This is a genomic window from Plantactinospora sp. BB1 (assembly GCF_003030385.1).
Taxonomy (GTDB): Bacteria; Actinomycetota; Actinomycetes; order Mycobacteriales; family Micromonosporaceae; genus Plantactinospora.
The window spans coordinates 1,786,365-1,809,767 of sequence record NZ_CP028159.1 but is presented as its reverse complement, the minus strand read 5'-3'; the positions used below and the strand labels follow the sequence as shown (position 1 = coordinate 1,809,767).

At 73.6% G+C, this 23,403-nt stretch carries 18 protein-coding genes; 3 read left to right on the top strand and 15 right to left on the bottom strand.

Translation table 11 applies throughout. The features are described 5' to 3' along the window. The first annotated feature begins 7 nt into the window (after window positions 1–7). Window positions 8–667 carry a hypothetical protein gene (locus C6W10_RS07665; protein WP_107263746.1) on the top strand — a complete coding sequence of 220 codons (660 nt, stop codon included), beginning with the start codon at window positions 8–10 and terminating at the stop codon, window positions 665–667. 29 nt (window positions 668–696) lie between these two features. Here C6W10_RS07665 and C6W10_RS07660 read toward each other — a convergent pair whose 3' ends face one another. The 9 genes from C6W10_RS07660 to cysS all read right to left on the bottom strand — a co-directional run bounded on the left by C6W10_RS07660 (window position 697) and on the right by cysS (window position 11,722). Continuing rightward, window positions 697–1,971 carry a cytochrome P450 gene (locus tag C6W10_RS07660; RefSeq protein WP_199853889.1) on the bottom strand — a complete coding sequence of 425 codons (1,275 nt, stop codon included), beginning with the start codon at window positions 1,969–1,971 and terminating at the stop codon, window positions 697–699. After that, window positions 1,968–2,606: an ATP/GTP-binding protein gene (locus tag C6W10_RS07655; RefSeq protein WP_107257452.1), complete on the bottom strand. Its 639-nt coding sequence runs from the start codon at window positions 2,604–2,606 to the stop codon at window positions 1,968–1,970. The genes C6W10_RS07660 and C6W10_RS07655 overlap by 4 nt, the downstream gene beginning before the upstream one ends. Continuing rightward, entirely contained in the window at window positions 2,587–2,958 is a 372-nt protein-coding gene (locus tag C6W10_RS07650) for a DUF742 domain-containing protein (RefSeq protein ID WP_107257451.1), read from the bottom strand. The genes C6W10_RS07655 and C6W10_RS07650 overlap by 20 nt, the downstream gene beginning before the upstream one ends. 22 nt (window positions 2,959–2,980) lie before the next feature. Further along, window positions 2,981–3,403, bottom strand: coding sequence for a roadblock/LC7 domain-containing protein (locus C6W10_RS07645; protein ID WP_107257450.1), 423 nt, complete (start codon window positions 3,401–3,403; stop codon window positions 2,981–2,983). 29 nt (window positions 3,404–3,432) lie between these two features. Next, window positions 3,433–4,869, bottom strand: coding sequence for an ATP-binding protein (locus C6W10_RS07640; RefSeq protein ID WP_159104501.1), 1,437 nt, complete (start codon window positions 4,867–4,869; stop codon window positions 3,433–3,435). A gap of 234 nt (window positions 4,870–5,103) precedes the next feature. Further along, window positions 5,104–6,174 (bottom strand): pentapeptide repeat-containing protein, encoded by a 1,071-nt coding sequence (locus C6W10_RS07635; protein WP_107257449.1) that lies wholly within the window; start codon window positions 6,172–6,174, stop codon window positions 5,104–5,106. Between the two features lie 62 nt (window positions 6,175–6,236). After that, window positions 6,237–8,975: an Hsp70 family protein gene (locus C6W10_RS07630; RefSeq protein ID WP_107257448.1), complete on the bottom strand. Its 2,739-nt coding sequence runs from the start codon at window positions 8,973–8,975 to the stop codon at window positions 6,237–6,239. Between the two features lie 171 nt (window positions 8,976–9,146). Further along, entirely contained in the window at window positions 9,147–10,301 is a 1,155-nt protein-coding gene (gene rlmB, locus C6W10_RS07625) for a 23S rRNA (guanosine(2251)-2'-O)-methyltransferase RlmB (protein ID WP_107257447.1), read from the bottom strand. Beyond that, a complete protein-coding gene (gene cysS / locus C6W10_RS07620) occupies window positions 10,301–11,722 on the bottom strand; it encodes a cysteine--tRNA ligase (RefSeq protein ID WP_107257446.1) in 1,422 nt (473 codons plus the stop codon). Before cysS ends, rlmB begins: the two co-directional genes overlap by 1 nt. A 153-nt stretch (window positions 11,723–11,875) precedes the next feature. Here cysS and C6W10_RS07615 point away from each other — a divergent pair, with 153 nt between their 5' ends. Further along, on the top strand, window positions 11,876–12,553 hold the full coding sequence (locus C6W10_RS07615) for an IclR family transcriptional regulator (protein ID WP_107257445.1): 678 nt from the start codon (window positions 11,876–11,878) through the stop codon (window positions 12,551–12,553). 73 nt (window positions 12,554–12,626) lie between these two features. Here C6W10_RS07615 and C6W10_RS07610 read toward each other — a convergent pair whose 3' ends face one another. From C6W10_RS07610 to C6W10_RS07600, 3 genes are all read right to left on the bottom strand, one after another. Then, the gene (locus C6W10_RS07610) at window positions 12,627–13,304 is read right to left on the bottom strand and encodes an HAD family hydrolase (protein ID WP_107257444.1); all 678 of its coding nucleotides are present in this window, start codon (window positions 13,302–13,304) and stop codon (window positions 12,627–12,629) included. Between the two features lie 34 nt (window positions 13,305–13,338). Next, window positions 13,339–14,739, bottom strand: coding sequence for a class II fumarate hydratase (locus tag C6W10_RS07605; RefSeq protein ID WP_107263744.1), 1,401 nt, complete (start codon window positions 14,737–14,739; stop codon window positions 13,339–13,341). Between the two features lie 96 nt (window positions 14,740–14,835). Then, the gene (locus C6W10_RS07600) at window positions 14,836–17,832 is read right to left on the bottom strand and encodes a BTAD domain-containing putative transcriptional regulator (RefSeq protein WP_107257443.1); all 2,997 of its coding nucleotides are present in this window, start codon (window positions 17,830–17,832) and stop codon (window positions 14,836–14,838) included. Between the two features lie 247 nt (window positions 17,833–18,079). On the opposite strand from C6W10_RS07600, the gene C6W10_RS07595 reads away from it, so the two are divergent. Beyond that, window positions 18,080–18,334, top strand: a complete 255-nt coding sequence (locus C6W10_RS07595; RefSeq protein ID WP_159079277.1) for a hypothetical protein — start codon at window positions 18,080–18,082, stop codon at window positions 18,332–18,334. A 348-nt stretch (window positions 18,335–18,682) separates the two neighbouring features. Here the strand turns inward: C6W10_RS07595 and C6W10_RS07590 are convergent, their stop codons facing one another. The 3 genes from C6W10_RS07590 to C6W10_RS07580 form a co-directional block, all read right to left on the bottom strand. Then, window positions 18,683–20,353 carry a fumarate hydratase gene (locus C6W10_RS07590; protein WP_107257441.1) on the bottom strand — a complete coding sequence of 557 codons (1,671 nt, stop codon included), beginning with the start codon at window positions 20,351–20,353 and terminating at the stop codon, window positions 18,683–18,685. A 95-nt stretch (window positions 20,354–20,448) separates the two neighbouring features. After that, window positions 20,449–21,879 (bottom strand): PQQ-binding-like beta-propeller repeat protein, encoded by a 1,431-nt coding sequence (locus C6W10_RS07585; RefSeq protein WP_369931375.1) that lies wholly within the window; start codon window positions 21,877–21,879, stop codon window positions 20,449–20,451. Window positions 21,880–21,915: 36 nt separating this feature from the next. Further along, the gene (locus C6W10_RS07580) at window positions 21,916–23,214 is read right to left on the bottom strand and encodes an MFS transporter (RefSeq protein ID WP_107257440.1); all 1,299 of its coding nucleotides are present in this window, start codon (window positions 23,212–23,214) and stop codon (window positions 21,916–21,918) included. Between the last annotated feature and the right edge of the window lie 189 nt (window positions 23,215–23,403).

The window sequence follows — 23,403 nt, the reverse complement described above, 5'->3', positions numbered from 1 at the left end:
GACGGCGATGGCTGAGGGCCCGCGTCGGGCACCGGAGAAGGGACCGGCCTGGCCGGAGGAGCCGCTGCCGGCGGCACCCCGACCGGACTGGCGGGAGACCCTGCGTACCGCCAGCGACCTGGCGCTGCTCGGCATCGTCGTCACCCTCGCCTCGCTGCCGGTGGTCACCGCGGGCGCCGCGGTCGCCACCGGCAGCGCCGCGCTGCACTCCTCCATCGAGACCGGGAGCTGGCCGGGGGTACGCCCGGTGCTGCGCGACTTCCGCCGGGCCGTACTCCCCGGAATCCTGCCCAGCCTGCTCGCCGGGATCGCCGCCGTCCTGCTCGCGGTGAACCTGCTCGCGCTGACCCGGGGCGTCGTACCGGGCGGCCCGGTGCTGGTCGCGGTCACCGCCGCACTGGCGGCGGCGGCCGGCGGCTTCGCCGGACTGACCGTGGTACGCCTCGGCCAGCGGGGCGGCCAGGGCTGGCGGGACGCGCTCCGGGAGGCGTCCCGGACCGTACGGGACCGCCCGGTGACCCTGCTCGGCACCGCCGGCACGGTCGCGCTGGCGACCCTGCTCTGCGTGCTGATCCTGCCCCCGCTGACCCCGATCCTGGTCGGCTACACCCTCTTCGGCCTGCACGCCACCACCCGCCGACTCAGCCGGGGACCCGCCACCGGTTGACCCCCGCGCCGACCCCGGCCGGGAACGGGTCAGGACTGCCCGGCGTCGAGCTGCTGGACGGGCGTGAAGCGTACCGGCAGCGACGCCGGACCACGGGTCCACGCCGAGTCGACCGGCGCCACCTCCTCCGCCGGAATCGCCAACCGGACCCCCGGCAGCCGGTGCAGGGCGGTCTCGACGGCGGTACGGACGATCAGCCGGGCCGGCAGCCGAGCCGGGCAGGAGTGCGGACCGGCGCCCCAGGAGAGATGCGCCCGGTTGCCGACCTCGCTGAACGTCTCGCCGCCGGTGTGGATCCGGGGATCGGCGTTGGCGGCGGCCAGCCCGAGGATCAGCGCGTCGCCGCGCCGGATCGGCTGCCCGGCCAGCTCGGTGTCCTTCAGCGCGTACCGGGCCGCCACGTTCGTGAAGGGCGGATCCCGCCACAGCACCTCGTCCAGCGCGTCGTCCACGCCGAGCCGGCCGCCCCGGAGGCGCCCGCCGAACCGCTCGTCGGTGAGCATCAGCCGCAGCGTCTGGCTGATCCAGTTGATGGCGTTCTCGTTCGCCCCCACGATCAGCAGCAGGACCGTGTCGTAGATCTCCGCGTCACTGCGCAGGTTCGGATGGCCGGCGAGGAAACTGGTCAGGTCCTTCGTCGGCACCGCCCGACGCGCCGCCACCGCCTCGGCGATCAGCCCCACGACCCGCTCCCGGGCGGCCGCCGCGTCACCCTGCCAGGAATACAACTCCAGCAACCCCCGATAGAGGGCACGCCCCTGGGCGGCGTCCATGCCGAAGACGTCGGCCATGGCGAGCACCGGGATGACCGCCGCGTAGTCCGCGACCAGGTCCGCCTCGCCCCGGCCGGCGAAGTCGCCGATCACCTCGGTGCAGAGGGCGGCCACGGCACGCCGCATCTGCCGCTGGTCGATCCTGCCGAGCCCACCGTCGATCGGGGCGCGCAGCCGCCGGTGCCGCTCGCCGTCGGTGAAGAAGGCGTTGTCGTACGGCGACATCATCGCCCGGACCTGCGAGTCCGGCGCCAGCCTGTTCTCCTGGTACACCGACCAGTTGGCCGGGTCGGCGGAGAACGCCTGCTCCTGCCGGGCGACCGTCAGGATCTCCTGGTAGCCCAGGACCAGCCAGCCGTTGATCCCCGGTTCGAGTTCGACCGGCGCGACCGGGCCGTACTCCTCCCGCAGCTTCTGGAAGACGTGCCGCGGCTCCGGACACTTCGTCGTGGAGATGAGCGGCGTCAACCCGGTCATGTCGTCGAGGGAGGTGGGAGCGCCCGGCTCCCGGCGAAAGATCGCGGCTGTCACGAGATCACCTTCTGGGGAGCCGGAGTGTTCCGGGCCGGAGTCGAGCCGCCGGCAAGATCGACGGCGTACTCGACGAGAGTCGTCAACGCGTTCAGCACCGAGGCCCGGTCCCGGGCGTCGCAGTCCACGATCGGGGTCTCCGGCAGCAGATCCAATGCGGTACGCAGTTCCTCGGCGCCGTGCCGGACCGTGTCCGGGAAGTGGTTGACCGCCACGACGAACGGCATCTGGGTGCCGATCTCCAACTGGTCGAACACCTCGAAGCTGGCCTCCAGCCGCCCGGGGCGGGTGTCGACCAGCACCAACACGCCGGCCGCACCGGAGGCGAGCCCCTCCCACAGGTCCCAGAAGCGCCGCTGTCCGGGCGTACCGAAGAGGTACAGGGCCAGGGTCTGGTTGAGCGTGATCCGCCCGAAGTCCATCGCCACCGTCGTGGTGCGCTTGCCCTCCAGGCCGGTGAGGTCGTCCACCCCCTCGCTGACCTGGGTCAGGGTCTCCTCGGTCCGGAGCGGGGTGATCTCGCTGACCGAGCCGATCAGCGTGGTCTTGCCGACTCCGAAGCTGCCGACCACGAGGATCTTCACCGACTTGGTCACGCTGCCCGGCAGGTACCCGTCAGAGGGCACGGAGTCCATTCAGCACCTCTTGCAGTAGTTCCCGGGAGGGTTGGGCGGTATCCGGGCTGCCGGCCCGTGCGGTCAGGTGGCCGGAGTCGACCAGGTCGCTCGCGAGCACGCGTACGACGCTCACCGGCAACTCCAGCCGGGCGGCGACCTCGACGAGCGAGAGCAGCCCCCGGCACATCGCCAGCAGGGCGCGCTCCTGACGACCGGCCGAGAGCGGTAGCGACGGCGCCGGATCCGTCGCGATCAGCAGGGTGTCCACGCTGATCGTGTTGCGCGACGGGCGGGCCCGGCCCTTGGTGAGCACGTACGGCCGCAGCGCCGAGTCGCGGTATCCGCGGCTCCGGTCGTCAGGAGAGATCATCCAGGCTCCCCGGTCCGATCAGTCATGTTCCGGCCCCCGGTACCGCTCCGACGCCGTGCCGGGCCGTGGTGGCGAGGTTGCGTTCACCGATCTTGTTGACCTGGGCCTGCATCTGGTGGGCGATGAGTGCCGGGTCGACAGCCGGTTCGGTCACCACCGCCAGGTGCGAGCCGTCCCCGGCCCGCCGGACGAAGAGGTAACCGCCGTCGAACTCGATCAGCAGAGAACGAAGGGACCGCCCGCCCGACCCGAACTCCCGGCCCACGCTCCGACCCAGCGACTGCAACCCGGAGCAGGCCGCGGCGAGCCGGTCGGCGACGTCCTGCTCGGTGTGCTCGGACCGGACCATCGCCAGACCGTCGGCGGAGAGCACCACCGCGTGCCGGACGTACGGCACCGAGACCACCTCGGCCAGCATCCAGCTCTGGTCTTGCTGCGCGCTCATCGTTCGTCATCCTCCGTGGTAGTCGGCGGTCAGTGGGAGCCCTCCGGACCAGGCCCGGTCCCGGTCTGGCCGCCGGAGAGAAAGGCGCCCATCCAGGAACCGGCCTGCTCCGGCGTCGGCTCCGAAGCCGACACCACCGGCTCCGCCGCCTCCGGGGCGGCCGACACCGCCTCGCCCCGACGCGACCGCCGACGCGGCAGCGTCACACCGGACGCCGGGTCGACGGGCTCCGCCTCGACCGGCCTCGGCCCCGGCTCCGGCTCCGCTGCCGGTTCCGGTGCCACGGCCGGCGCCGCGACCGCGACGGGCGGGCGCATCACGACCGCCTCCGGCGGGTCCACCGTCTCCACGACCTTCGACGGGATCAGCACCACGGCCCGCAGCCCACCGTACGGCGACTCGCTCAGATCCGCCCGGAACCCGTGCCGGCGTACGTAGTGGCCGACGACGGCGAGCCCGGTCTGCGGAATCTCACCCAGCTCGCCCAGCCCGACCGCACGCCGCCCGGAAACCGTCTCCCGGGCCTGCTCCAGCCGGTGGTCGTCCATCCCGATGCCACCGTCGTCGATCTCGATCACCGCACCGCGCTGCACCCGCCGCACCGTCACCGGCACGCTGGTGGCCGGCGGCGACGACTGGGTGGCGTTGGCCAGCAACTCCGCCACCAGGTGGATGACCGGCTCCACCACCTCGGCGGCGACCGCCACGTCCTGGTCACCGGAGACCTCGACCCGCTGGTACGCCAGGATCCGGGCCGAGGCGGCCCGCACCACGTCCACCATGGCCAGTGGCTCCTGCCACTGCTGCCCCGGCCACTCTCCACAGAGCACGGCGAGGCTCTGCGCGTGCCGGGCCTGCTGCGCGGCGGCGTGGTCCACCCGCATGCTCGACTCCACCACATCCGGATCGTGCTGGTGCCGCTCGGCCATCAGTGAGACCTGCTCCTGGATGGAGTGCGCCGCCGTCTGTACCCGTCGGGAGAGCGCCACCACCGCGAGCCGCAACGACTCCTCACGCTCGTCCGACCGCTTCAACGCGCTGGTCGCCTCGGCGAGGATGCCGTCGACCAGGCCGGCCGTCCGGTCGTCCAGCAGCGGGTCGCGCGGGGTGGACGGCACCGGCGACCCGGCCAGCACCGCCGGGAGCCGGACCCGGAGCAGGTGTTCGAGGGCGCGCTCCACCGCCGCCGACCGGGCCTCGTCCCGCTCCCGCCACTGCGTCTCACGCTCCACCAACTGGTGCTGGTGGCTGCGCACCTGACGCTCGAACTCCCGCTCACGCGCGTCGAGCGCGGCCCGGGCGGCCCGCTGCCGGCGCCGGAGCACCGCCAGCAGCACCAGGGTCAGCCCGGCGGCGGCCGCCGCCAGCCCGGTGGCCGCCCACCGCTGCCGGTCGGTGTCGAGCACGGCGGCGCCAACGGCCGCCGCACCAGCCAGGACGGTGAAGAAAAAGGTTGCCAGCCACACCGAGCGGCCCCCGGGCGAGGGACGACCCGACGATTCAAGAGGTGTCATGTTCACCTTCGAGCGGAAGATCCGGGCAGGACGGAGCCCCAAACCGCAGTTCAGGCACGTGGTGGATGAGGATCGTACCCGATCAGAACGGGATGATCGCCCCCCTGAGTGGACAGATCTCGCTGCCCGGGAACACCGACCGTACGGTGGCCGGCGCCACACCGGACGGCGGTCGCCCGCCCGGGATCAGTCGGCGCAGGTCGGAGCCGGGGACCCGGGGGTGGTCATCGCGGCCGGCAGCCGGGTCCGGTCGCTCAGCACCGCACAACTGATCTGCTCGGCGGTGACCTCGGTGGCGATCATCGTGGCCCCGTGCATCAGCGCACGGTTGAGGTTCGCCCCGGTCAGCCGGGCGTCGGTCAGGTCGATGTCGACCAGGTTGGCCCCGACCAGCCTGGTCCGGACCAGTTCCGCTCCGGGCGCGGTCACCGAGCCGAGGTACGCGTCGCTGAGGTTCGCCCCGGTCAGGTCGGCGGCGGTCAGGTTCGTGGCGTCGAGCCGGGCGCCGCGCAGGTCCGCACCGACGAGTACCGCACCGGTCAACCCGGTCCCGTCCAGCGCCGCCCGGACCAGCACGGCACCGGCCAGCGTCGCCCGGTCGAGCATCGCCATGTTGATCCGCGCCTCGGTCAGGTCCGCGCCGTGCAGCCGGGCCTCCCGCAGGCTCGCCCGATCGAGTACGGCACCGCGCAGGTCGGCGTCGTCGAGGTCGACCCGGTCGAGTCGGGCGCCGGTCAGGTCGGCCCCGTCGAGCCGGGCACCGGTCAGCAACGCCCCGGTCAGCCGCGCCCGTACCAGCGACACCCCGGTCAGCACCGCCCCGGTCAGGTCCACCCGGTCACCGGGGCGGTCCCAGCGGACGTCCCGCCGGCCGATAACCGTCAACGCCGCCTGCACGTCCACCCCGGGCCGCCGCCCGGCACCCGCCGGCCGCCCGGCGGAGCCGTCCACCGCACCGGCCGCGTCCGCCTGCGACTGTCGACGTACGAAGGTGGCGAGCACCGAGGTGACGGTCGGCTGCTCGATCGGCGCCTCCCGGAGCAGCCCCTCCAGGGCGTGTACGCCGCCCGCGCGTACCACCTCGGACGGGTCGGCGAGCAGCTCGACCGCGGCGGTGAACCGGACGACGGGGTCCGGCCCGGGGTCGCGGCCGGCCGTACGCAGCGCCGCACCGGCCAGCAGCGTCGCCACCGCACTGAGCACCAGCGCGGGTACCCCGAGAAGCAGGACCGACCGCCGGATCGGCTGGATATTCATGAACGTAGTTTGCCGCCGACGACCGGCCCGGGCCAGCCGGCGACCTCGGGCGGGGTGCCGTGCTATCCGGCGACGAAACGGGCCACCACGAACTCGGAGCGGGCGCCGCAGACGATGACCGAGCTGTTCCAGGAACAGGAGGTGGGGACCACCTGCTTGAGCTGGCCGAGTTCGGTCAGCTCGCCGGATTCGGCGACCACCCCGGCGACGCTGGCGTCCTGGTTGTACGGTGCCGGCGCCTCGGCGAAGACCAGCAGGTTGCCGCCGTCGACCCGGACGGCGAACCCGTCCCGGCTCAGCTTCTCGTCCCCCTCGGCGGAGAAGAGTTTCGCCACCGGGTCGCTGGAATCGAGCCGGACCAGGACACGCTCGCCGACCGGCAGCAGCCCCTGCGCCTGCGGCACCTTCCTCCGCCAGGCGGCCTGCTGGTTGCCGCCCTGGTCGCTCCGGACCGCCACCAGCTCGGTGCTCTCGCCGCTCGACCCGGCGGTTTCCAGCAGGCAGACCTGCCGTTCACCGCAGGGCTCCAGGGCGGTCGGCCGGCGGCTCTTGTCCACCGCGTTGTAGATGGTGGTCGGCGCGCCGAGCGACGCCAGGTCGTACCGGGCCAGCGCGTAGCCGCCGGTCGACGGGGCGACGAAGAGCTGCCCCTCGTACGCCAGTACCTTGTCGTCGGTGTCGGCGGCGGCGGCCCGGGACTTCAGCACCCTGCCGTTCGTCACGTCGACCACCCGGATCGAGTCGTCCGCGCCGATCTGCACGAGTCGCGGCTCGTCACCCGGATTCGGCGGTGTCGCCTCCACGGTCGGTTCGTCGGCACCGCCGAGATGCCGGGCCGTCCGCACCGGATAGACGACCGAGTCGCTGTCGTACTCGCCCTTCGGGTTCGGCAGGGTCCATACCCGGCCGCTGCGCGCGTCGACCCCGACCAGCGTGTCGGCGGTCTCGTCCAGCACCACGACGTACTCGTCGAAGAGGAAGATCCCGTCGTCGCCGTTGACCTGCCGGCTCCACAGCTTCGCGCCGTTCGCCGGGTCGAAGGCGATCATGTCACCCGGGGTACCGCTGCCGATGACCTTCGCCTTGACCAGCAGTACGTCCGGCAGCGCCTTGATCCAGTCCCACCGCTCGGCGCCGACCTCCGTGGTGATCCACCGTTCGACCTTCGCCGACTCGGCGGTCAGCACCGCGATGTCCAGCCGCCGGTCGGTCCGCTGGTAGCCGGCGTACGCCCGCTCGCCGGCGGTGGCGGTGAAGAGCGCGGACGGGTTCTCCTCGCGGGTGGCGATCCGGTCGACCTCCCGGAACGAGGCGAAGTCGAGGCCGGGATAGGGATCGCGGGTCAGGTAGAGCAGCGTCGCGACGACCACCCCGACCAACGCCACCAGCGCACCCGCGCCGATCCAGACCGCCCGGCGGCGTACCAGGCCAGCCGGCTGACCCGACCCAACCGGCTGGCCCGGCACGAGCGGCTGGCTCGGCGGCACCGGCTGACCCGGCACGCCCGGCCCACCCGGCGCGGGCGGCTGACCCGGCTGCCCGGAATAGCCGCCGACCGCCGGCGGGGCGGAGACCATCGCCGCCCCGACCTCGTACCCCCGAATCTGCCCCGGGATCTGTCCCGGCACCCCGGCGCTGCCCCGGGCCGCCGCCGGTGCCGTCGTGCCCGGGAGTTCGGCGAGCGCGCCCTCCGCGACCGGCAACTCCGGCTGTTCGAGCACGGTCGGCGCGATGCCGAGTTCGGCGTGCAGCATCCGGGCCACCAGCGGCACCCGGGAGGAGCCGCCGACCAGGAACAGCCCGGCGAGTTGGTCGTCGCCGAGCCGGCAGCCGGCGATCACCGACGCGGCCTCGAAGACACCCCTGCGCAGCAGCGGGGTGACCACGCTCTCCAACTCGTCCCGGGTCAGGTGCAGCGCCTGCTCGACGCCGGGCACCGGTACCGGCGCGGTCGTGGCCCGGGACAACATCTCCTTGGCCCCGCGTACGTCGTCCCAGAACTGCCGCCGGGCGCGCCACTGGCTGGCCGTGGCCGGCCGGCACAGTTGCTCCCAGATCGGCCCGTGCGCGGCCCGGATCACCCCGCCCAGGTGCTCGACCAGCGCCGCGTCGAGGTCGAGCCCGCCGAGGTCGGCGACGCCGCCCGAGCCGACCACCACGAACCGGGCCCGGCCGTTCCCGTCGGTGCCCTCGTTGCGGACCACCGCGATGTCCAGGGTGCCGCCGCCGAAGTCGAAGACCGCCAGCGCGGACCGGACCGGCACCGGCCGGCGCAACACGTCGGCGAAGTAGCGGGCGGCGGCGACCGGCTCGGGCACCAGCAGCGTGCCGCCGGGCGGCCTGGGCGAGCCGTCGGTGTCGGCCGTCACCGGCGGCCAGCCGGCCCGGGCGACGGCGGCGGCCAGGGTGTCCCGGCGGCGGGCTCCCCAACTGGCCGGATAGCTGAGTACGGCCGGCGGCAGGAACCCGACCGCCTCCACCGCCGCCCCGGCCACCGCACCGAGTACGCCGGCCAGCAGGTCGACGGTGGCGATCTCGCGGTCACCGAGGAGTACGGCGGGTTCGTCGATCCGTCGCTTCGGGTTCGGCTCGTAGCGGGCCGGGTCGGCCTGGGCAAGTCGCTGGGCGTCCCGCCCGACGTGTGACCGTCCGGCGTCGTCGAGGAAGACGCCGGACGGCAGGATCGGCTGCCCGTCGAAGAGCAGCGGCCTGGTCCGGCCGTCCGGCCAGCGCAGCACCGCGACGGTGTGCGAGGTCCCGAGGTCGACCCCGAGCCCGTACCCTCCGTCCTGACCCGCCATTACCCGACTCCTCCGCAGGGCGAGGGATTACCCGGCCCCGCATGCTACGTCCCGGCCCCCACCCCCGGCCCGCCCGACCCCGCGCGTGATGATCACGCTCTTTCCGGGCACGTGCGGTCTCGGTCCGCACGGAAGCCGCTCTGCGCGGGGAGCCGGGCGGGACGCGGAGCGTCAGGCGGCGAGGCGGCGCCGGGAGACCTCGGCGAGGGCGACCGCCGCGGCGACGCTGGCGTTGAGCGACTCGACCTCGGAGACCATCGGGATGCTGACCCGCAGGTCACAGGTGGCGCCGACCAGCCGGGACAGGCCGCGCCCCTCGGAGCCGACCACCACCACCAGCGGGCCGACCGCCACCTCCAGGTCGTAGAGGTCGGTCTCGCCGTCGGCGTCCAGCCCGACCACCATGAACCCCTCCTGCTGGGCGAGCTTGAGCGCCCGGGTCAGGTTGGTGACCTGGCTGACCGGTACCCGGGCCGCCGCGCCGGCACTGGTCCGCCAGGCGGTCGCGGTGATCCCGGCGGCCCGCCGCTCGGGTACGAAGACACCCTGCGCGCCGAAGGCGGCCGCCGAACGGATCACCGCGCCGAGATTGCGCGGGTCGGTGATGCCGTCGAGCGCGACCAGCAGCGGGGAGGGCTGCTCGAGCGCCACCGCGAGCATGTCCTCGTAGGGCTGGTAGGCGAAGGGCGGCACCTGCACGCCGATCCCCTGGTGCAGCACCCCGCCGGTCATCCGGTCCAGCTCGTTGCGGCTGACCTCCAGGATCGCGATGCCCCGGTCGGCGGCGGTCCGGACCGCCTCGTTGACCCGGTCGTCGATGTCGATGCCCTGCGCGACGTAGAGCGCGGTGGCCGGCACCTGCGACCGGAGCGCCTCCACCACCGGGTTCCGGCCGACCAGCAGCTCGGCCGCCTCCCGGCCCGGAGCGGAGCGGCGGCCCGGCGCGACCCGGGGACCCGGGCGCGGGGCCGGCTTGCCACCGGTACGCCCGGCGGTGGCCGCACCCCGACCGGCGCTGACCGACTTGCGGCCGCCCTTCTTCGTACCGGCGCCGCCGGCACCCCAGGTGGTGTCCTTGCTCCCCGGTACGCCGATCTTCGGCGCCCGGCCCTCCTCGGCGGCGGCCCGGCGCTCCTTCGCCTGCTTCCAGGCGGTGCGCTGCGGCAACTGCTCGGTGCCGGAGTAAGCCTTGTGCCAGGGCCGCTCGTCGGCGGGCAGCGTCTTGCCCCGGCCCTTGAGCGCATCCCGGTTCTTGCCTCCGGAGCCCGTGGTGGCGCCCTTCTTGGCGCTGACCCGACGCCCTCTGCGTGGCGAATTTCCGGGCATCAGTCCTGTTCTCCGATCGTCCAACGCGGTCCGTGCGGGGTGTCTTCGACCACCACGCCCGCGTGCTTGAGCTGGTCCCGTACCGAATCGGCGGCGGCCCAGTCCCGGCGGCTGCGGGCCTGTGCCCGCTGCTCCAGGGCCAGCGCCACCAGCGCGTCGACCACGGACCGCAGTTGCCCATCCTGCCCCTCGCTGCGCCAGGCCGCGTCGAGGGGGTCGAGACCGAGCACGTCGAGCATGGCACGGACCACGGCGAGCGCGGCCCTGGTCCCGGCGTCGTCCCCGCCGGCCAGCGCGATCTGGCCGTCCCGGACCGTGTCGTGCAACACCGCGACCGCGGCCGAGGTGTTGAGGTCGTCGTCCAGGGCGGCGCCGAACCCGGCCGGCAGCTCACCGAGCGCCCCCGCGCCGACCCGTTCCACGGCCCGCCGCACGAAGCCCTCCACCCGGCGGTACGCCACGGCGGACTCGCGCAGCGACTCGTCCGAGTAGTCGATCCGGGACCGGTAGTGCGGGGCGACCAGGTAGTAGCGCAGCTCCACCGGGCGGATCCCGATCGAGGCGACATGGTCGAGGTCGACCACGTTCCCCAGCGACTTGCTCATCTTGGCCTCGCCGAGGTTGAGCAGGCCGTGGTGCACCCAGTACCGGACGAAGGGCAGGCCGGCGGCGCGGGACTGGGCCTGCTCGTTCTCGTGGTGCGGGAAGGTCAGGTCGAGCCCGCCGCCGTGGATGTCGAACTCGGCGCCGAGATAGCGCCAGCACATCGCCGAGCACTCGATGTGCCAGCCGGGCCGGCCGGGCCCCCACGGCGACGGCCAGGCCGCGTCCGCCGGCTCCTCCGGCTTGGCACCCTTCCAGAGCGCGAAGTCGTTGGCGTCCCGCTTGCCCCGTTCGACGACCTCCTCGGCGATCTGCGTCTGGGTGGCGTCGGGGCGCTGACCGGACAGGTCGCCGTATTCCGGGTACGACCGGACGTCGAAGTAGACGTCGCCGGAACCGTCGTCGGCGACGTAGGCGTGCCCGTCGGCGAGCAACTTCTTGATCAGCTCGTGCATCTCCGGGATGTGCCCGGTCGCCCTCGGCTCGTACGTCGGCGGGAGCACGTTGAGGCTGCGGTAGGCGGCGCCGAGCAGCACCTCGTTGGCGTACGCGATCGACCAGAACGGGCGGCCCTGCTCGACCGCCTTGGTCAGGATCTTGTCGTCGACGTCGGTGACGTTGCGGATGAAGTCCACCTGGAAGCCGCTGCGCAGCAGCCAGCGCCGCAGCACGTCGTAGTTGACGCCGCCCCGGAGGTGGCCGATGTGCGGCGGAGACTGGACGGTGAGGCCACACAGGTAGACCCCCACCTTGCCGGCGTGCTTGGGGACGAAGTCCCGCACCGATCGGGTGGCGGTGTCATAGAGGCGTAGCGTCACCGTACAAGGGTACCGACCGATGCCTGCCGCGGCTCACCCCGCGACCACCGCCGAGAGCGGCACCGCCCAACCGCCGCCCCGCTGCGCCCGCCGCCGGTTGTGCCCGGTGCCGTACCGGCCGGTGCCGGCCGTACGCTGCCTGGTGTGGCGAGGGTGGCGGGCGGCGGAGCGGCCGGCCCAGCGAAGGAGCCCCCGGGCCGGGCCGGCGAGACCGCGCAGACCCTGGACCGGGGACTGCGGCTGCTGCACCTGGTCGCCGACGCCTCCGGTGGACTGACCGTGACCGAGGCGGCCGCCCGGCTCGGCGTCGGCCGGGCGGTGGTCTACCGACTCCTCGGCGCACTCAGCGAGCACGGGTTGGTCCGCCGCGACGCGGGTGGCCGGCTGCGGCTCGGCGCGGGGCTGCTGCACCTGGCCCGGCGGGCGCAGCCGCTGCTCGCCGACGGGGCGCTGCCGGCACTGCGCCGGCTGGCCGAGCAGACCGGGGCGACCGCGCACCTGACCGTGGTCGACGGTGCCGAGGGGGTGGCGCTGGCGGTGGTCGAGCCGAGCTGGACGTCGTTCCACGTCGCGTACCGGACCGGGGCCCGGCACCCGCTGGGCCGGGGCGCGGCCGGCCGGGCGATCCTGGCCGGGCGGCAGGGCCGGGCCGAACCGGTCGCGACCAGCGGCGAACTCCAGCCCGGCGCGTACGGCGTGGCCGCACCCGTACTCGGGGTCCCCGGCCTGGAGGCCAGCGTCGGCGTGGTCGCGCTGGCCCCGCTGGACATGAGCAAGACCGGCCCGCACGTCCGCACCGCCGCCACCGAGATCGCCGCCGCGCTCGCCTGAGGAAGATCACGCAGTTTCCGGCCCGAGTGATCCCGGCCGGCTCGGGAGGCCACTCGTTCCGCCGACGGTGCCGCTACCAGCGCTCGACCACCGCAGGCAGCTCGGCGAGGGAGCGGATCTCGGCGTCGGGGTGCAGGCCGGGCGGGCGCTGCCGGGCGGTGCGGTTGAGCCAGACCGCGCGCAGCCCGGCCGCCTGGGCCGCCTCGACGTCCTTGCCCGGCGAGTCGCCGACGTGCACCACCGCGGAGGGCGGCACCCCGGCCGCCGCCAGTACCGCGGCGTAGAACGCCGGTGAGGGCTTCTTGGGTACGCCCCCGACGTGCGCGTAGACCTCGAAGGCGAACTCGGCGGCCAGCCCGCACCGGTCCGCCCGGCTGTTGCCGTTGGTGGCGAAGCCGAGCGTGTACGACCGGCGCAGCGCGGCGAGCGCCGGCAGGGTGTCGGCGAAGGGGCGGGTCAGCGCGAACCGCCGGGCGAAATACAGCTCGGCGATCGGCTCCAGCTCGGCGGTGAGGCCGGCCCGGGCCAGTGACCGGGCCAGCGCGGCCCGGCGGATCCGGGTCACCGGCTCGGTGGCGTGCGCGGCGAAGACGGCGTCCCAGTCCCCCTCGATCTCGGCCAGGGTGACGGCCCGGGCCGCCGGGGTGAGCCGCCGCATCTCGGCCAGTACGGCCACCAGCGCGCCGGTCACCGCCGGCCGCAGGTCCAGCAGGGTCTCGTCCGCGTCGAAGACGATCGTGCGCACGCCCACGGGTACGAGGGTAGGCGCCGCCGGGCCGGGAACGTCAGGGGTGGGTCATCCGGAGTACGTCGAGCGCCTCGTCGAGCTGCTCGGCGGTGAGCCGGCCCGCCTCGACGTGTCCTCGGGCGAGCACCACCTCGCGGATCGACAGCTCCTTGGCCAGCGCCTCCTTGGCGATCGAGGCCGCCTCGTCGTAGCCGAGGTAGCGGTTGAGCGGGGTGACGATCGACGGCGAGCCCTCGGCGTACGCCAGCGCCACGTCGACGTTCGCGACCAGGCCGACCACGCAGCGGTCGGCGAGCAGCCGGCTGACGTTGGCGAGCAGCCGGATCGACTCCAGTACGTTGCGGGCCAGCACCGGCAGCATCACGTTCAGCTCGAAGTCGCCCTGCGAGCCGGCGAAGGCGACGGTGGCGTCGTTGCCGATCACCTGGGCGCAGACCTGCCGGACCGCCTCGCAGACCACCGGGTTGACCTTGCCGGGCATGATCGACGAACCGGGTTGCAGGTCGGGGATCTGCAACTCGCGCAGCCCGGCCCGGGGGCCGGAGCCCATCCAGCGGATGTCGTTCGCGATCTTGTAGAGGCCGACCGCGACGGTACGGAGCTGACCGGATGCCTCGACCAGCCCGTCCCGGGCGCCCTGCGCCTCGAAGTGGTTGCGCGCCTCGGTCAGCGGCAGCCCGGTCATCTCGCGCAGTTTCTCGATCACCTTTGGGGCGAAGCCGACCGGGGTGTTGATCCCGGTGCCGACGGCGGTACCGCCGAGCGGCAGTTCGGCGAGCCGGGGCAGGCAGCTCTCCAGCCGCTCGATGCCGTACTGGAGCTGCGTGGCGTAGCCGGAGAACTCCTGGCCCAGCGTCACCGGGGTGGCGTCCATCAGGTGGGTACGCCCCGCCTTCACCACCTCGGCGAACTCGTCCACCTTGGACTCCAGCGCGAACTGGAGGTGCCGCAGCGCCGGCAGCAGGTCGTGCACCACGGCGTGGGTGGCGGCCAGGTGGATGGAGGACGGGAAGACGTCGTTGCTGGACTGGGCGGCGTTCACGTCGTCGTTCGGGTGCACCTCGCGGCCCAGCTCGCGGGCGGCCAGGGTGGCGATCACCTCGTTCGCGTTCATGTTCGACGAGGTGCCGGAGCCGGTCTGGAAGACGTCGATCGGGAACTCGTCGTCGTAGCCGCCGTCGGCGACGTGCGCGGCCGCGGTGACGATCGCTCCGGCGACCGCCTCGTCGATCACCCCCAGCTCGGCGTTGACCATCGCGGCGGCACCCTTGATCTGGGCCAACGCCCGGATGTGCGCCGATTCGAGCCCCCGTCCGGAAATCGGGAAGTTCTGCACCGCGCGCTGCGTCTGGGCCCGCCACAGCGCGTCGACGGGCACCTCCACCTCGCCCATCGTGTCGCGTTCGATCCGGTAGCCGGCCGCCTCTGGTGTGGTCACGCGTTCCATCCTGCCTCGACCCGGGCCGGCTCGCAGATGATCGCCGTCACGGATCCGGGCCCCGGAAACCGGGCGGGGGTCGGCCGCCCGGACCGCTCAGTCCAGCTCGGCCAGCCGCCGCCGTACGTCGTGCTGGTCCGGCGAGTCGATCTGGACCAGCAGGGCCAGCGCGCGGGTCCAGTACGACCGGGCGGCCGCCGGATCGCTGTCCCGCAGGCAGCAGGCGAGCCCGTCCAGCGCCCGCGCCTGCTCGTACGGCAGTTGGATCTTCGTCGCGCCGAGCAGCGCCTGCCGGTGCAGGTCCAGGGCGGCGGCGGTGTCACCCAGATCGAGCAGGGCGCGGCCGAGCAGGTTCCGGGCCGCGCACTCGCCGGCCCGGTCCCCGGCGTCCCGCATCGCGGCCAGCGCCTCCCGGTGCCGCTGCACCGCCACCTCCGGCCGGCCGCACTGCCGCTCGATGCTGCCGATCTCGTTGAGCAGGTCCGCGACGGCGAACGGGTTCCCCCGGGCCTGCTGGATGCGCAGCGCCACGGACATGTGCCGCAGCGCCCGGTCACGCTGGCCCAGCCGCCCGTAGACCCCGCCGATCGAGCCCAGGGTGTCCGCCACCATGGCGATCTTGCCGACCTGGCGGGCCATGAAGAGCCGGTTCCGGAGTACCCGCAGCGCGTCGGAGTAGCGGCCGACGGTGAGGTAGACGCTGGCCAGGTTGGTCAGCGCGTTCGGCATCGCGTGCCAGCCCGGTGTCTGCCGGGCCAGCTCCAGCCCGAGTTCGAGGTGGTGCACCGCCTCCCGGGTCCGGCCGAGCATCATCAACGGCAGGCCGAGGTTCACCGTCGCCACCGACCGCCCGGCGATGTCGCCGAGCCGCTCCCAGATCGCGATCACCACCCGCAGCGACTCCACCGAGCGCTGGTACTCGCCGCGCCGGAAGTACGCCGAGGTGAGGTAGTTGTGCATGATGGCGATCCCGGCGTCGTCGCCGAGCGCCTCCGCCGCCCGCAGCCCGTCGGTGTGCGTCTGGATCAACTCGTCCAGGTGGCCGCCGAGATAAAGCTGCCGCCAGTTGGCCCGGGCGAGCTGCCAGGCGTACCGGTGCAGCCCCTCCTGCACCGCCAGCTGGACCAGCGCCACCAGGTTGCGCCGCTCCGCCTCCAGCCAGTTCCGCCCGTCCCGGGCCGCGGCGGCGACCAGGTCGGGGCGGGCGGGTTGCCCGGGTACGGCCATCCGCAGGTTCCCGGTCGGTTCGAGCACCTGGCTCACCGAGGCGGCGGTGTGCAGGTAGTAGTCGAGCAGCGCCTGCAACGCCTGCCGCCGCTCCGACTCGCCGCCGACCACGGTGACCAGTTCGGCCGCGTACTCCCGGACCAGGTCGTGCAGGCGGAACCGCCCGGCGTCCACCTCGTCCACCAGGTGCGCGTCGACCAGTTCGTCGAGGTGTTCCCGGACCACCCCGAGCGGCAGCTCGGTCAGGGCGGCACAGGCGTACTGGTCGAGCTGCACACCGGGATGCGCCCCGAGCAGCCGGAACGTCCGCTGTACCGGCTCCGGCAACTGGGCGTACGACAGCGCGAAGGCGTCCGCCAGGGTCCGGTGCTCGACGGCGAACTCGGCGAGTACCGGGCGGTCCGGGTCGCCGAGCCGCTGGGCGAGGTCGGCCACCCGCCAGCGTGCCCGGTGGGCCAGCCGGGCACCGGCGAGCCGGATCGCCAGGGGCAGGTACCCGCAGCGCCGGACCACCTCCTCGGCCGCCGCCGGCTCGGCCCGGACCCGTTCCGGGCCGACGATCCGGGCCAGCAGGTCGACCGCCTCGACCGGCTCCAGCACCGTCAGCGACTGCGCGCGTACCCCGTCCAGCCCGACCAGCCGGCGTCGGCTCGTCACCACGGTCAGGCAGCCGGGTGCGGCCGGCAGCAGCGGCCCGACCTGGGCGGTACTGGCCGCGTTGTCCAGCACCAGCAGGGCGCGCCGGGTGGCCAGCTCGGTACGCCACAGCGCCAGCCGGTCGTCGAGGTCGGCCGGGATCCGCTCCCCGGGTATGCCGAGTTGCCGCAGCAGCGTGCCGACGGCGGTGCTGGTCGGCAGCGGGCTGTGCAGGCTGTGCCCGTGCAGGTCGACGAAGAGGTGCGCGTCCGGGTACGCGGCGCCGAGCGCCGTCGCCAGGTGTACGGCCAGCGCCGTCTTGCCGCTGCCCGGCATGCCGTCGATGACGTAGACGGCGGAGAAGTTCGGACCCGCCTCCTCGATCTCCTTGCGCAGCCGGGTGATGGTCTCGTGCCGGCCGGTGAAGTCCTCGATGGCCCGGGGCAGGGCGCGTACCGGTGACCGGGGCGGGGGCTCGTCCTCCGCCGGCCCGATCTCGCCGGCGAGTACCCGTCGGTGGATTTCCCGCAGCGCCGCCCCGGGCTCGATGCCCAGCTCGCCGGCGAGGATCTCCCGGCCGGCCCGGAACACCGCGAGCGCCTCGGCCCGCCGGCCACTGTCGGCGAGCGCCAGCATCAGCTGACCCCGGAGCCGTTCCCGCAGCGGGTGGCGTTCCACCAGGTCGGTCAGTTCGGCGACCAGGTCACCGCTGCGGCCGCCGAGCCGCAGCTCGATCTCGAAGCTGTCCTCCATCGCCAGCATGCGCTGCTCGTCGAGGGACGCGGCGCCCCGGCGGACCGCCGTACCGGTGATCCCGGCGAGCGCCGGACCGCGCCAGAGCGCGAGCGCGGACCGGTAGCCCTCCCGGGCCTCCGGCCAGTGCTGCTCGGCGGCGGCGCTGCGGGCCGCGGCGACCAGCCGCTCGAAGAGGTGCGCGTCCAGGTCGTCCGGCCCGAGCACGATGCGGTAGCCGGCCGGTCCGGTGACGATCGTCTCACCGGGGACTCCGGCCGCCACGAAGAGCCGGCGCAGCCGGGAGACGCAGGTCTGCAACTGTCCGCGCGCGGTGACCGGCGGGTCCGCGTCCCAGACCGCGTCGACCAGTTCGTCGACCGGTACCACCTGCGGGGCATGCAGAAGTAGCACCGCCAGGACAACTCTGTCCCGGCCGGCGGTCACCGTCGACTCACCGCCGCTCACCTGAAGCGGCCCAAGGATCCCGAACCGCATGCGCCAGCTCCTGACCGAGGTCGCGTCCGGCAGCAGAGTAACCCGACAATCACGCGGAGCAGAATCGACTTGATAGCGGCCTGGCAGTGGAACGAGAGTGCCACCGCCCACACTGTGCGCTGGGACGCACGACACCAGGTGAGACACATCGACGGGGGCGGTGCGCCCGCCGGCCCGTGGGGGCGACGGACGCACCGTGTCGGAGCAGCGGTTTCGCCGCCATCCACACCTGAGGAGACGCCAGGAAATGGACGCCTCTGCAAGAGCCGAGCGGTCCCGGCCGGTGCCGGCCGCCGGGGACGTGTTGCAATTCGCCGAATCCGACTACTGCTACGGAACCGGCCCGCTCGTCCTCCGGGTCACCCGGGTCGGCGCGGATCTCGGCCGGTATCCACGGCTCGAGTGGCTGTCCCTGCGCGGCGTGGAGCTGCGCGGGGACGGCAGCGCCGGTCCCGAACGGCAGGTGCTGGTCCGCACCAGCGCACTGTCACGCACCGGCTGAGTCGAGTAGTTGCCCGTCGGCCAGCGCCGCCCGACGGGCAACATCGACCTGGTCACCTCGGCGAGTGGCGCATGGCGCTGCGGGCGACCCGGACGGCTGGCGTCAGGACTCCGGTGTGACGAAAGTGCCCCGGCCGGTGAAGGTCACCACCCGGCCCGCCCCCGTGCCCGCGTCGGCACCCGGCCGGGTCCACGATCGTCCTGGCGGTCACCTGGACAGCAGAGGCGTTATCGGGCTCTGGTTACGCCTCTGGCGTCCAGGTGAAGGCAGGCGGTTGCCCGACCGGGCGACCGCCGGGACGACCCGGATGCCCACCCGGCAGCAGCCGCTGAGCGATACCAGGCCCGGTCAGCGGCGGCCGACGGTCAGCACCGGCTTGGTGACCTCGGCGAAGAAGTCGTTGCCCTTGTCGTCCACGACGATGAAGGCCGGGAAGTCCACCACCTCGATCTTCCAGACCGCCTCCATGCCGAGTTCCGGATATTCCAGTACCTCGACGTGCTTGATGCAGTCCTGCGCCAGCCGGGCCGCCGGGCCGCCGATGGAGCCGAGGTAGAACCCGCCGTGCTCGTGGCAGGAGCGGGTCACCTGGCTCGACCGGTTGCCCTTGGCGAGCATCACCTGCGAGCCGCCGGCGGCCTGGAACTTCTGCACGTACGCGTCCATCCGGCCGGCGGTGGTCGGGCCGAACGAGCCGGAGGCGTACCCCTCGGGGGTCTTCGCCGGCCCGGCGTAGTAGACGGCGTGGTCGCGCAGGTACTGCGGCATCGGCTCGCCCGCGTCCAGCCGCTCGGCGATCTTGGCGTGGGCGATGTCCCGGGCCACCACCAGCGGGCCGGTCAGGGAGAGCCGGGTCTTCACCGGATATTTCGACAGCTCGGCGCGGATCTCGTCCATCGGCCGGTTCAGGTCGACCCGGACCACCTCGGCGCCCTGGTCGAGCTGGGCGTCGGTGACGTCCGGCAGGAACCGGGCGGGGTCGGTCTCCAGCCGCTCCAGCCAGACCCCGGAGGGCGTGATCTTGCCCATCGCCTGCCGGTCGGCGGAGCAGGAGACCGCGATCGCGACCGGGCAGGAGGCGCCGTGCCGGGGCAGCCGGACCACGCGTACGTCGTGGCAGAAGTAGCGACCGCCGAACTGCGCGCCGATGCCGAACTGCCGGGTCAGCTCCAGTACCTCGGCCTCCAGCTCCAGGTCGCGGAAGCCGTGCGCCAGCATCGAGCCCTGGGTGGGGAGGTTGTCCAGGTATTTGGCGGAGGCCAGCTTCGCGGTCTTCAGGGCGTACTCGGCGGAGGTGCCGCCGATGACCACGGCCAGGTGGTACGGCGGGCAGGCCGAGGTGCCGATCAGCCGCAGCTTCTCCTCCAGGAACTGCATCATCCGCCTCGGATTGAGCAGCGCCTTGGTCTCCTGGTAGAGGTACGACTTGTTGGCCGAGCCGCCACCCTTGGCCATGAAGAGAAACTTGTACGCGTCCGGGTGCCCGTCCGGGTCCTCGGCGTAGATCTCCACCTGGGCCGGCAGGTTGCTCCCGGTGTTCTTCTCCTCCCAGGTGGTGAGCGGGGCGAGCTGCGAATATCGCAGGTTGAGCCGGGTGTACGCCTGGTAGACCCCCCGGGACACCGCCTCGTCGTCGGAGCCGTCCGTCAACACGTGCCGGCCCCGCTTGCCCATCACGATCGCCGTGCCGGTGTCCTGGCACATCGGCAGTACGCCCCCGGCGGCGATGTTGGCGTTACGCAGCAGGTCCAGCGCGACGAAGCGGTCGTTCGGCGACGCGGCCGGGTCGTCGATGATGGCCCGCAACTGGGCGAGGTGCGCCGGTCGCAGGTAGTGGGCGATGTCGTGCATCGCCTCGGCGGTCAGCGCGGTCAGCGCCGAGGGCTCCACGGTCAGGAAACGGCGGCCGCCCGGCCCGTGGACCACGTCGACGCCCTCGTCGGTGACCAGTCGGTATTCGGTCTGGTCGGCGCCGACGGGCAACAGGGGGGAGTACGAGAACGGCGCGCCACTGCTCATAGCCGGCAAGCCTAGGCCAGCCGACCGGGGCCGGCCCACCCGCCGGGTCGACCTGCGACGCCGCTCTCATCCGGGTGCCGGTGCGACAGCGGCGGTCAGCCGTCCTTGCCGTTCTCCGGTGGACACTCCGGCTGCTTGGGGCCGCCGCACTCGATGCCGGGTTCGGGTTCCTGGCCGCCGGGGCCGGCGGTCGGCGCCGGGCCGCCGGTGGAGACCCCGGAGAACTGGAGGTACCCGATGTCCCGGCCGTCGCCGATCACCATCCCGGCCGGACCCACCGCGAGCACCTCGGCCGACGAGCGGACGTTGACCAGTTCCCGGCCGCTGCGCGGGTCGAGCGCGATGATCCGGTTCGGTCGGCGGTCGACCAGCAGGGCGACGTTTCGGGCGAGCGCGGCGCCGCCCTCCGAGTTGACCGGCCGGGTCCACCGGGCCCGGTCGATGGCGAGTTCGCTGCCGATCACCGAGCGCTGGTCGGCGGAGCGGGAGAGCGCGTACCGGTCGTCGACGGCGAGCAGCTTCTCGCCTTTGGGTCCGGTCCAGAGCACCCGGCCGTCGTACGCGTCGACGACCGTCTCCCGGGCGTCCGGCCCGACGCCGACGAAGACGTTCTCCCCGCCCTGCGGATCCTCCCGCTGCGCGCAGCCGGCGCCGTCGGCGGTACGCAGGTTGAGCCCGTCGCGGCGCCACACCTCCTGCCCGGTCGCCGGATCCCGGGCCACCACGGTGAAGTAGCAGGTGCCGTCGGCGGCGCGGGCCTCGATCCGCAGCATCCGGCCGCCGACCACCACGATCCGGTCCTGCTGGCCCGGCTCCACGTCCTGCATCACCCGGCCGGTGGCGGTGTCCACGATGTGTACCCGGCCGTCGACGGAGAGCCCGAGCAGCGGCGGCATCTCGGCCGGGCCACCGGCCCCCTCGTGCACCTGCCGGGTGGTCAGCCGCCGGGTGCCGAGGGTGTCCGGGTTGCCGGCCAGCGGCCCGGTCTCCACCCCGGGCAGGAAGGTCGTCCAGATCGGATTGCTGCCCCGGGGATCCCAGGCGGTCAGGGTGCAGTCCCGGGGTTCCCGGCAGCGGACGTCGACCAGGGCGTTGCGGTACGTCCAGACACCGACCGCGGCGCTGTCCTTGCGGCGTACCGCTCCGGTCTCGGGGTCGAGCAGTTCGTAGCCCTTGCTCAGCAGCTTGCCGACGGCGACGACGGGGTCGCGGTCGCCGCCCGCGACGGCGGCCCAGTCGGCCTTGCGTTCCCACAGGCGCAGCCCGGTGGTGAGGCTGCGGGACTCGACCCGGGTGCGGTAGCGGATCACCACGGTGTTGCCGGCGATGGTGACGCTCTGCGGCGTACCGCCGATCCGCTGTTGCCAGACGACGTCCGGCTCGGAGATCGGCTCGTCGCGGTTGACCCAGTCCCAGACTCCGGGGAAGGGGTTCCAGACGTTGGTCGCGGCGAGCACGATCACCGCGATCAGCGCGACGGCCAGGGCGGACATCACGCCCGCGCTCCGGGCGCTCCCCTTCGCCATCCGGTTACCGTAAACGAGATCGTCCGGCAAGTACGGCTAGGACGGTATGTCCGTGTCGCAAATTCCGGCCGCCCGGTCCACTTCGGCGGGCTCGGGGCGGAGCCAGCGCCACAGCAGCAGGGTCGCGGCCATCGAGGCGACCCCGGCGAGCGCCATCACCCGGCCCGGCGTGAGCCACTCGGCGAGCAGCCCGGCCAGCCCGGCGCTCAACCCCTGCGCGGTCATCAGCCCGGTACTCAACAGCCCGAACGCCTGCCCCCGGCGCTGTTCCGGCACCGCCGCCAGGAACCGCCGGGCCAGCCCGAGCTGGAAGGCGAAGCCGAAGGTGGCCAGCCCGAACAGCGTGACGGCGGCGATCAGCCCCGGCCCGGCGGCGAAGCCGAGCATCGGCGCGCCGAGCAGCAGCGCCAGCCACGGGGCCAGCCGCTCCCGCCGGGCCGGCGCGACCCACCGCCCGACCACCAGGTCGCCGACCAGCATGCCGAACGCGGACGCCGCGAACAGCACCCCGGCGCTCGCCCCCGGACCGAGACCGTCGGCGTACGGCACGATCACGCCCTCGGCGCCGACCAGCAGCGAGCCGGGCAACCAGTGCGCCAGCAGCAGCCCCCGGACCCGCCGGTCGCGCAGCAGCAGCCGGTTGACCTGCCAGGTCTGCCGGACCACCCCGTGCGTCACCGCCCGGTGTGGCCGCTCCGCCACGCCGTACCGGACCAGCAGGGCGGAGACCGCGCAGCTGAGTACGGTCAGCCAGAGTGCGCCGTACGGGCCGACCAGGCCGAGCAGCAGGCCGCCGAGGGCGAACCCGAGCACCTGGGTGGCGCCCGCCGCGACGGTGAAGAGCGAGCGCCCGAGCACGTAGCCGTCCCCGGCCAGCAACTCCGGCAACAGCGCGTTGCGGGCGGCGGTGCTCACCGGAGCGAGCAGCCCGACCGCGAAGACCAGCCCGAGCATGCCGGCCGGCGGGAGCAGGCCGAGCGCGAGTACCGCGACGGCGCCGAGCCGCAGCAGGTCGTAGCCGACCATCAGGGCCCGGGGCCGCCACCGGTCGGCGAGGGCGAGCAGCAGTACGCCGCCGATCGCGTGCGGCAGGAAGCCGACCACGTACGCCAGCGCGGCGAGCAACGCCGACCCGGTCCGGTCGTAGACGAGTACGGCGAGGGCGAGCATCTTCACCGTCTCGCCGATCATGAAGACGCCGAAGCTCGCGTAGAGCGCCCGGAACTCGGGCACCGCCAGCACACTGCCGAACGTCGCCGGTCGGCTCGCCCGGCCCTCGGCCGACCCCGTCGCGCTGCTCGCCCGGCCCCCGGCCGGCCCCGTCGCGGTGCTCATCGGGCCAGCGTGCGCGGCACCGCCGCCCGGCACTATGGTTTCGGGCAGGAGCGAAAGGTGCCGGCGCCGGCAGGTCGACCGTAGCGACTGCGGCAGCCGTGGGCGTGGCCGCTGCGGCGGAGCGTGGCCGCTGCGGCGGGGCGTGGCGGCTGCGGCGGAGCGTGGCGGCTGCGGCGGAGCGTGGCGGCT

Excerpts from the sequence above, each read along its gene's own strand:
- C6W10_RS07665 (WP_107263746.1), top strand. The coding sequence starts at position 8 with ATGGCTGAGGGCCCGCGTCGGGCACCGGAGAAGGGACCGGCCTGGCCG.
- C6W10_RS07655 (WP_107257452.1), bottom strand. The coding sequence starts at position 2,606 with ATGGACTCCGTGCCCTCTGACGGGTACCTGCCGGGCAGCGTGACCAAG.
- C6W10_RS07650 (WP_107257451.1), bottom strand. The coding sequence starts at position 2,958 with ATGATCTCTCCTGACGACCGGAGCCGCGGATACCGCGACTCGGCGCTG.
- C6W10_RS07645 (WP_107257450.1), bottom strand. The coding sequence starts at position 3,403 with ATGAGCGCGCAGCAAGACCAGAGCTGGATGCTGGCCGAGGTGGTCTCG.
- C6W10_RS07635 (WP_107257449.1), bottom strand. The coding sequence starts at position 6,174 with ATGAATATCCAGCCGATCCGGCGGTCGGTCCTGCTTCTCGGGGTACCC.
- C6W10_RS07630 (WP_107257448.1), bottom strand. The coding sequence starts at position 8,975 with ATGGCGGGTCAGGACGGAGGGTACGGGCTCGGGGTCGACCTCGGGACC.
- rlmB (WP_107257447.1), bottom strand. The coding sequence starts at position 10,301 with ATGCCCGGAAATTCGCCACGCAGAGGGCGTCGGGTCAGCGCCAAGAAG.
- C6W10_RS07600 (WP_107257443.1), bottom strand. The coding sequence starts at position 17,832 with ATGCGGTTCGGGATCCTTGGGCCGCTTCAGGTGAGCGGCGGTGAGTCG.
- C6W10_RS07595 (WP_159079277.1), top strand. The coding sequence starts at position 18,080 with ATGGACGCCTCTGCAAGAGCCGAGCGGTCCCGGCCGGTGCCGGCCGCC.
- C6W10_RS07590 (WP_107257441.1), bottom strand. The coding sequence starts at position 20,353 with ATGAGCAGTGGCGCGCCGTTCTCGTACTCCCCCCTGTTGCCCGTCGGC.
- C6W10_RS07585 (WP_369931375.1), bottom strand. The coding sequence starts at position 21,879 with ATGGCGAAGGGGAGCGCCCGGAGCGCGGGCGTGATGTCCGCCCTGGCC.
- C6W10_RS07580 (WP_107257440.1), bottom strand. The coding sequence starts at position 23,214 with ATGAGCACCGCGACGGGGCCGGCCGGGGGCCGGGCGAGCAGCGCGACG.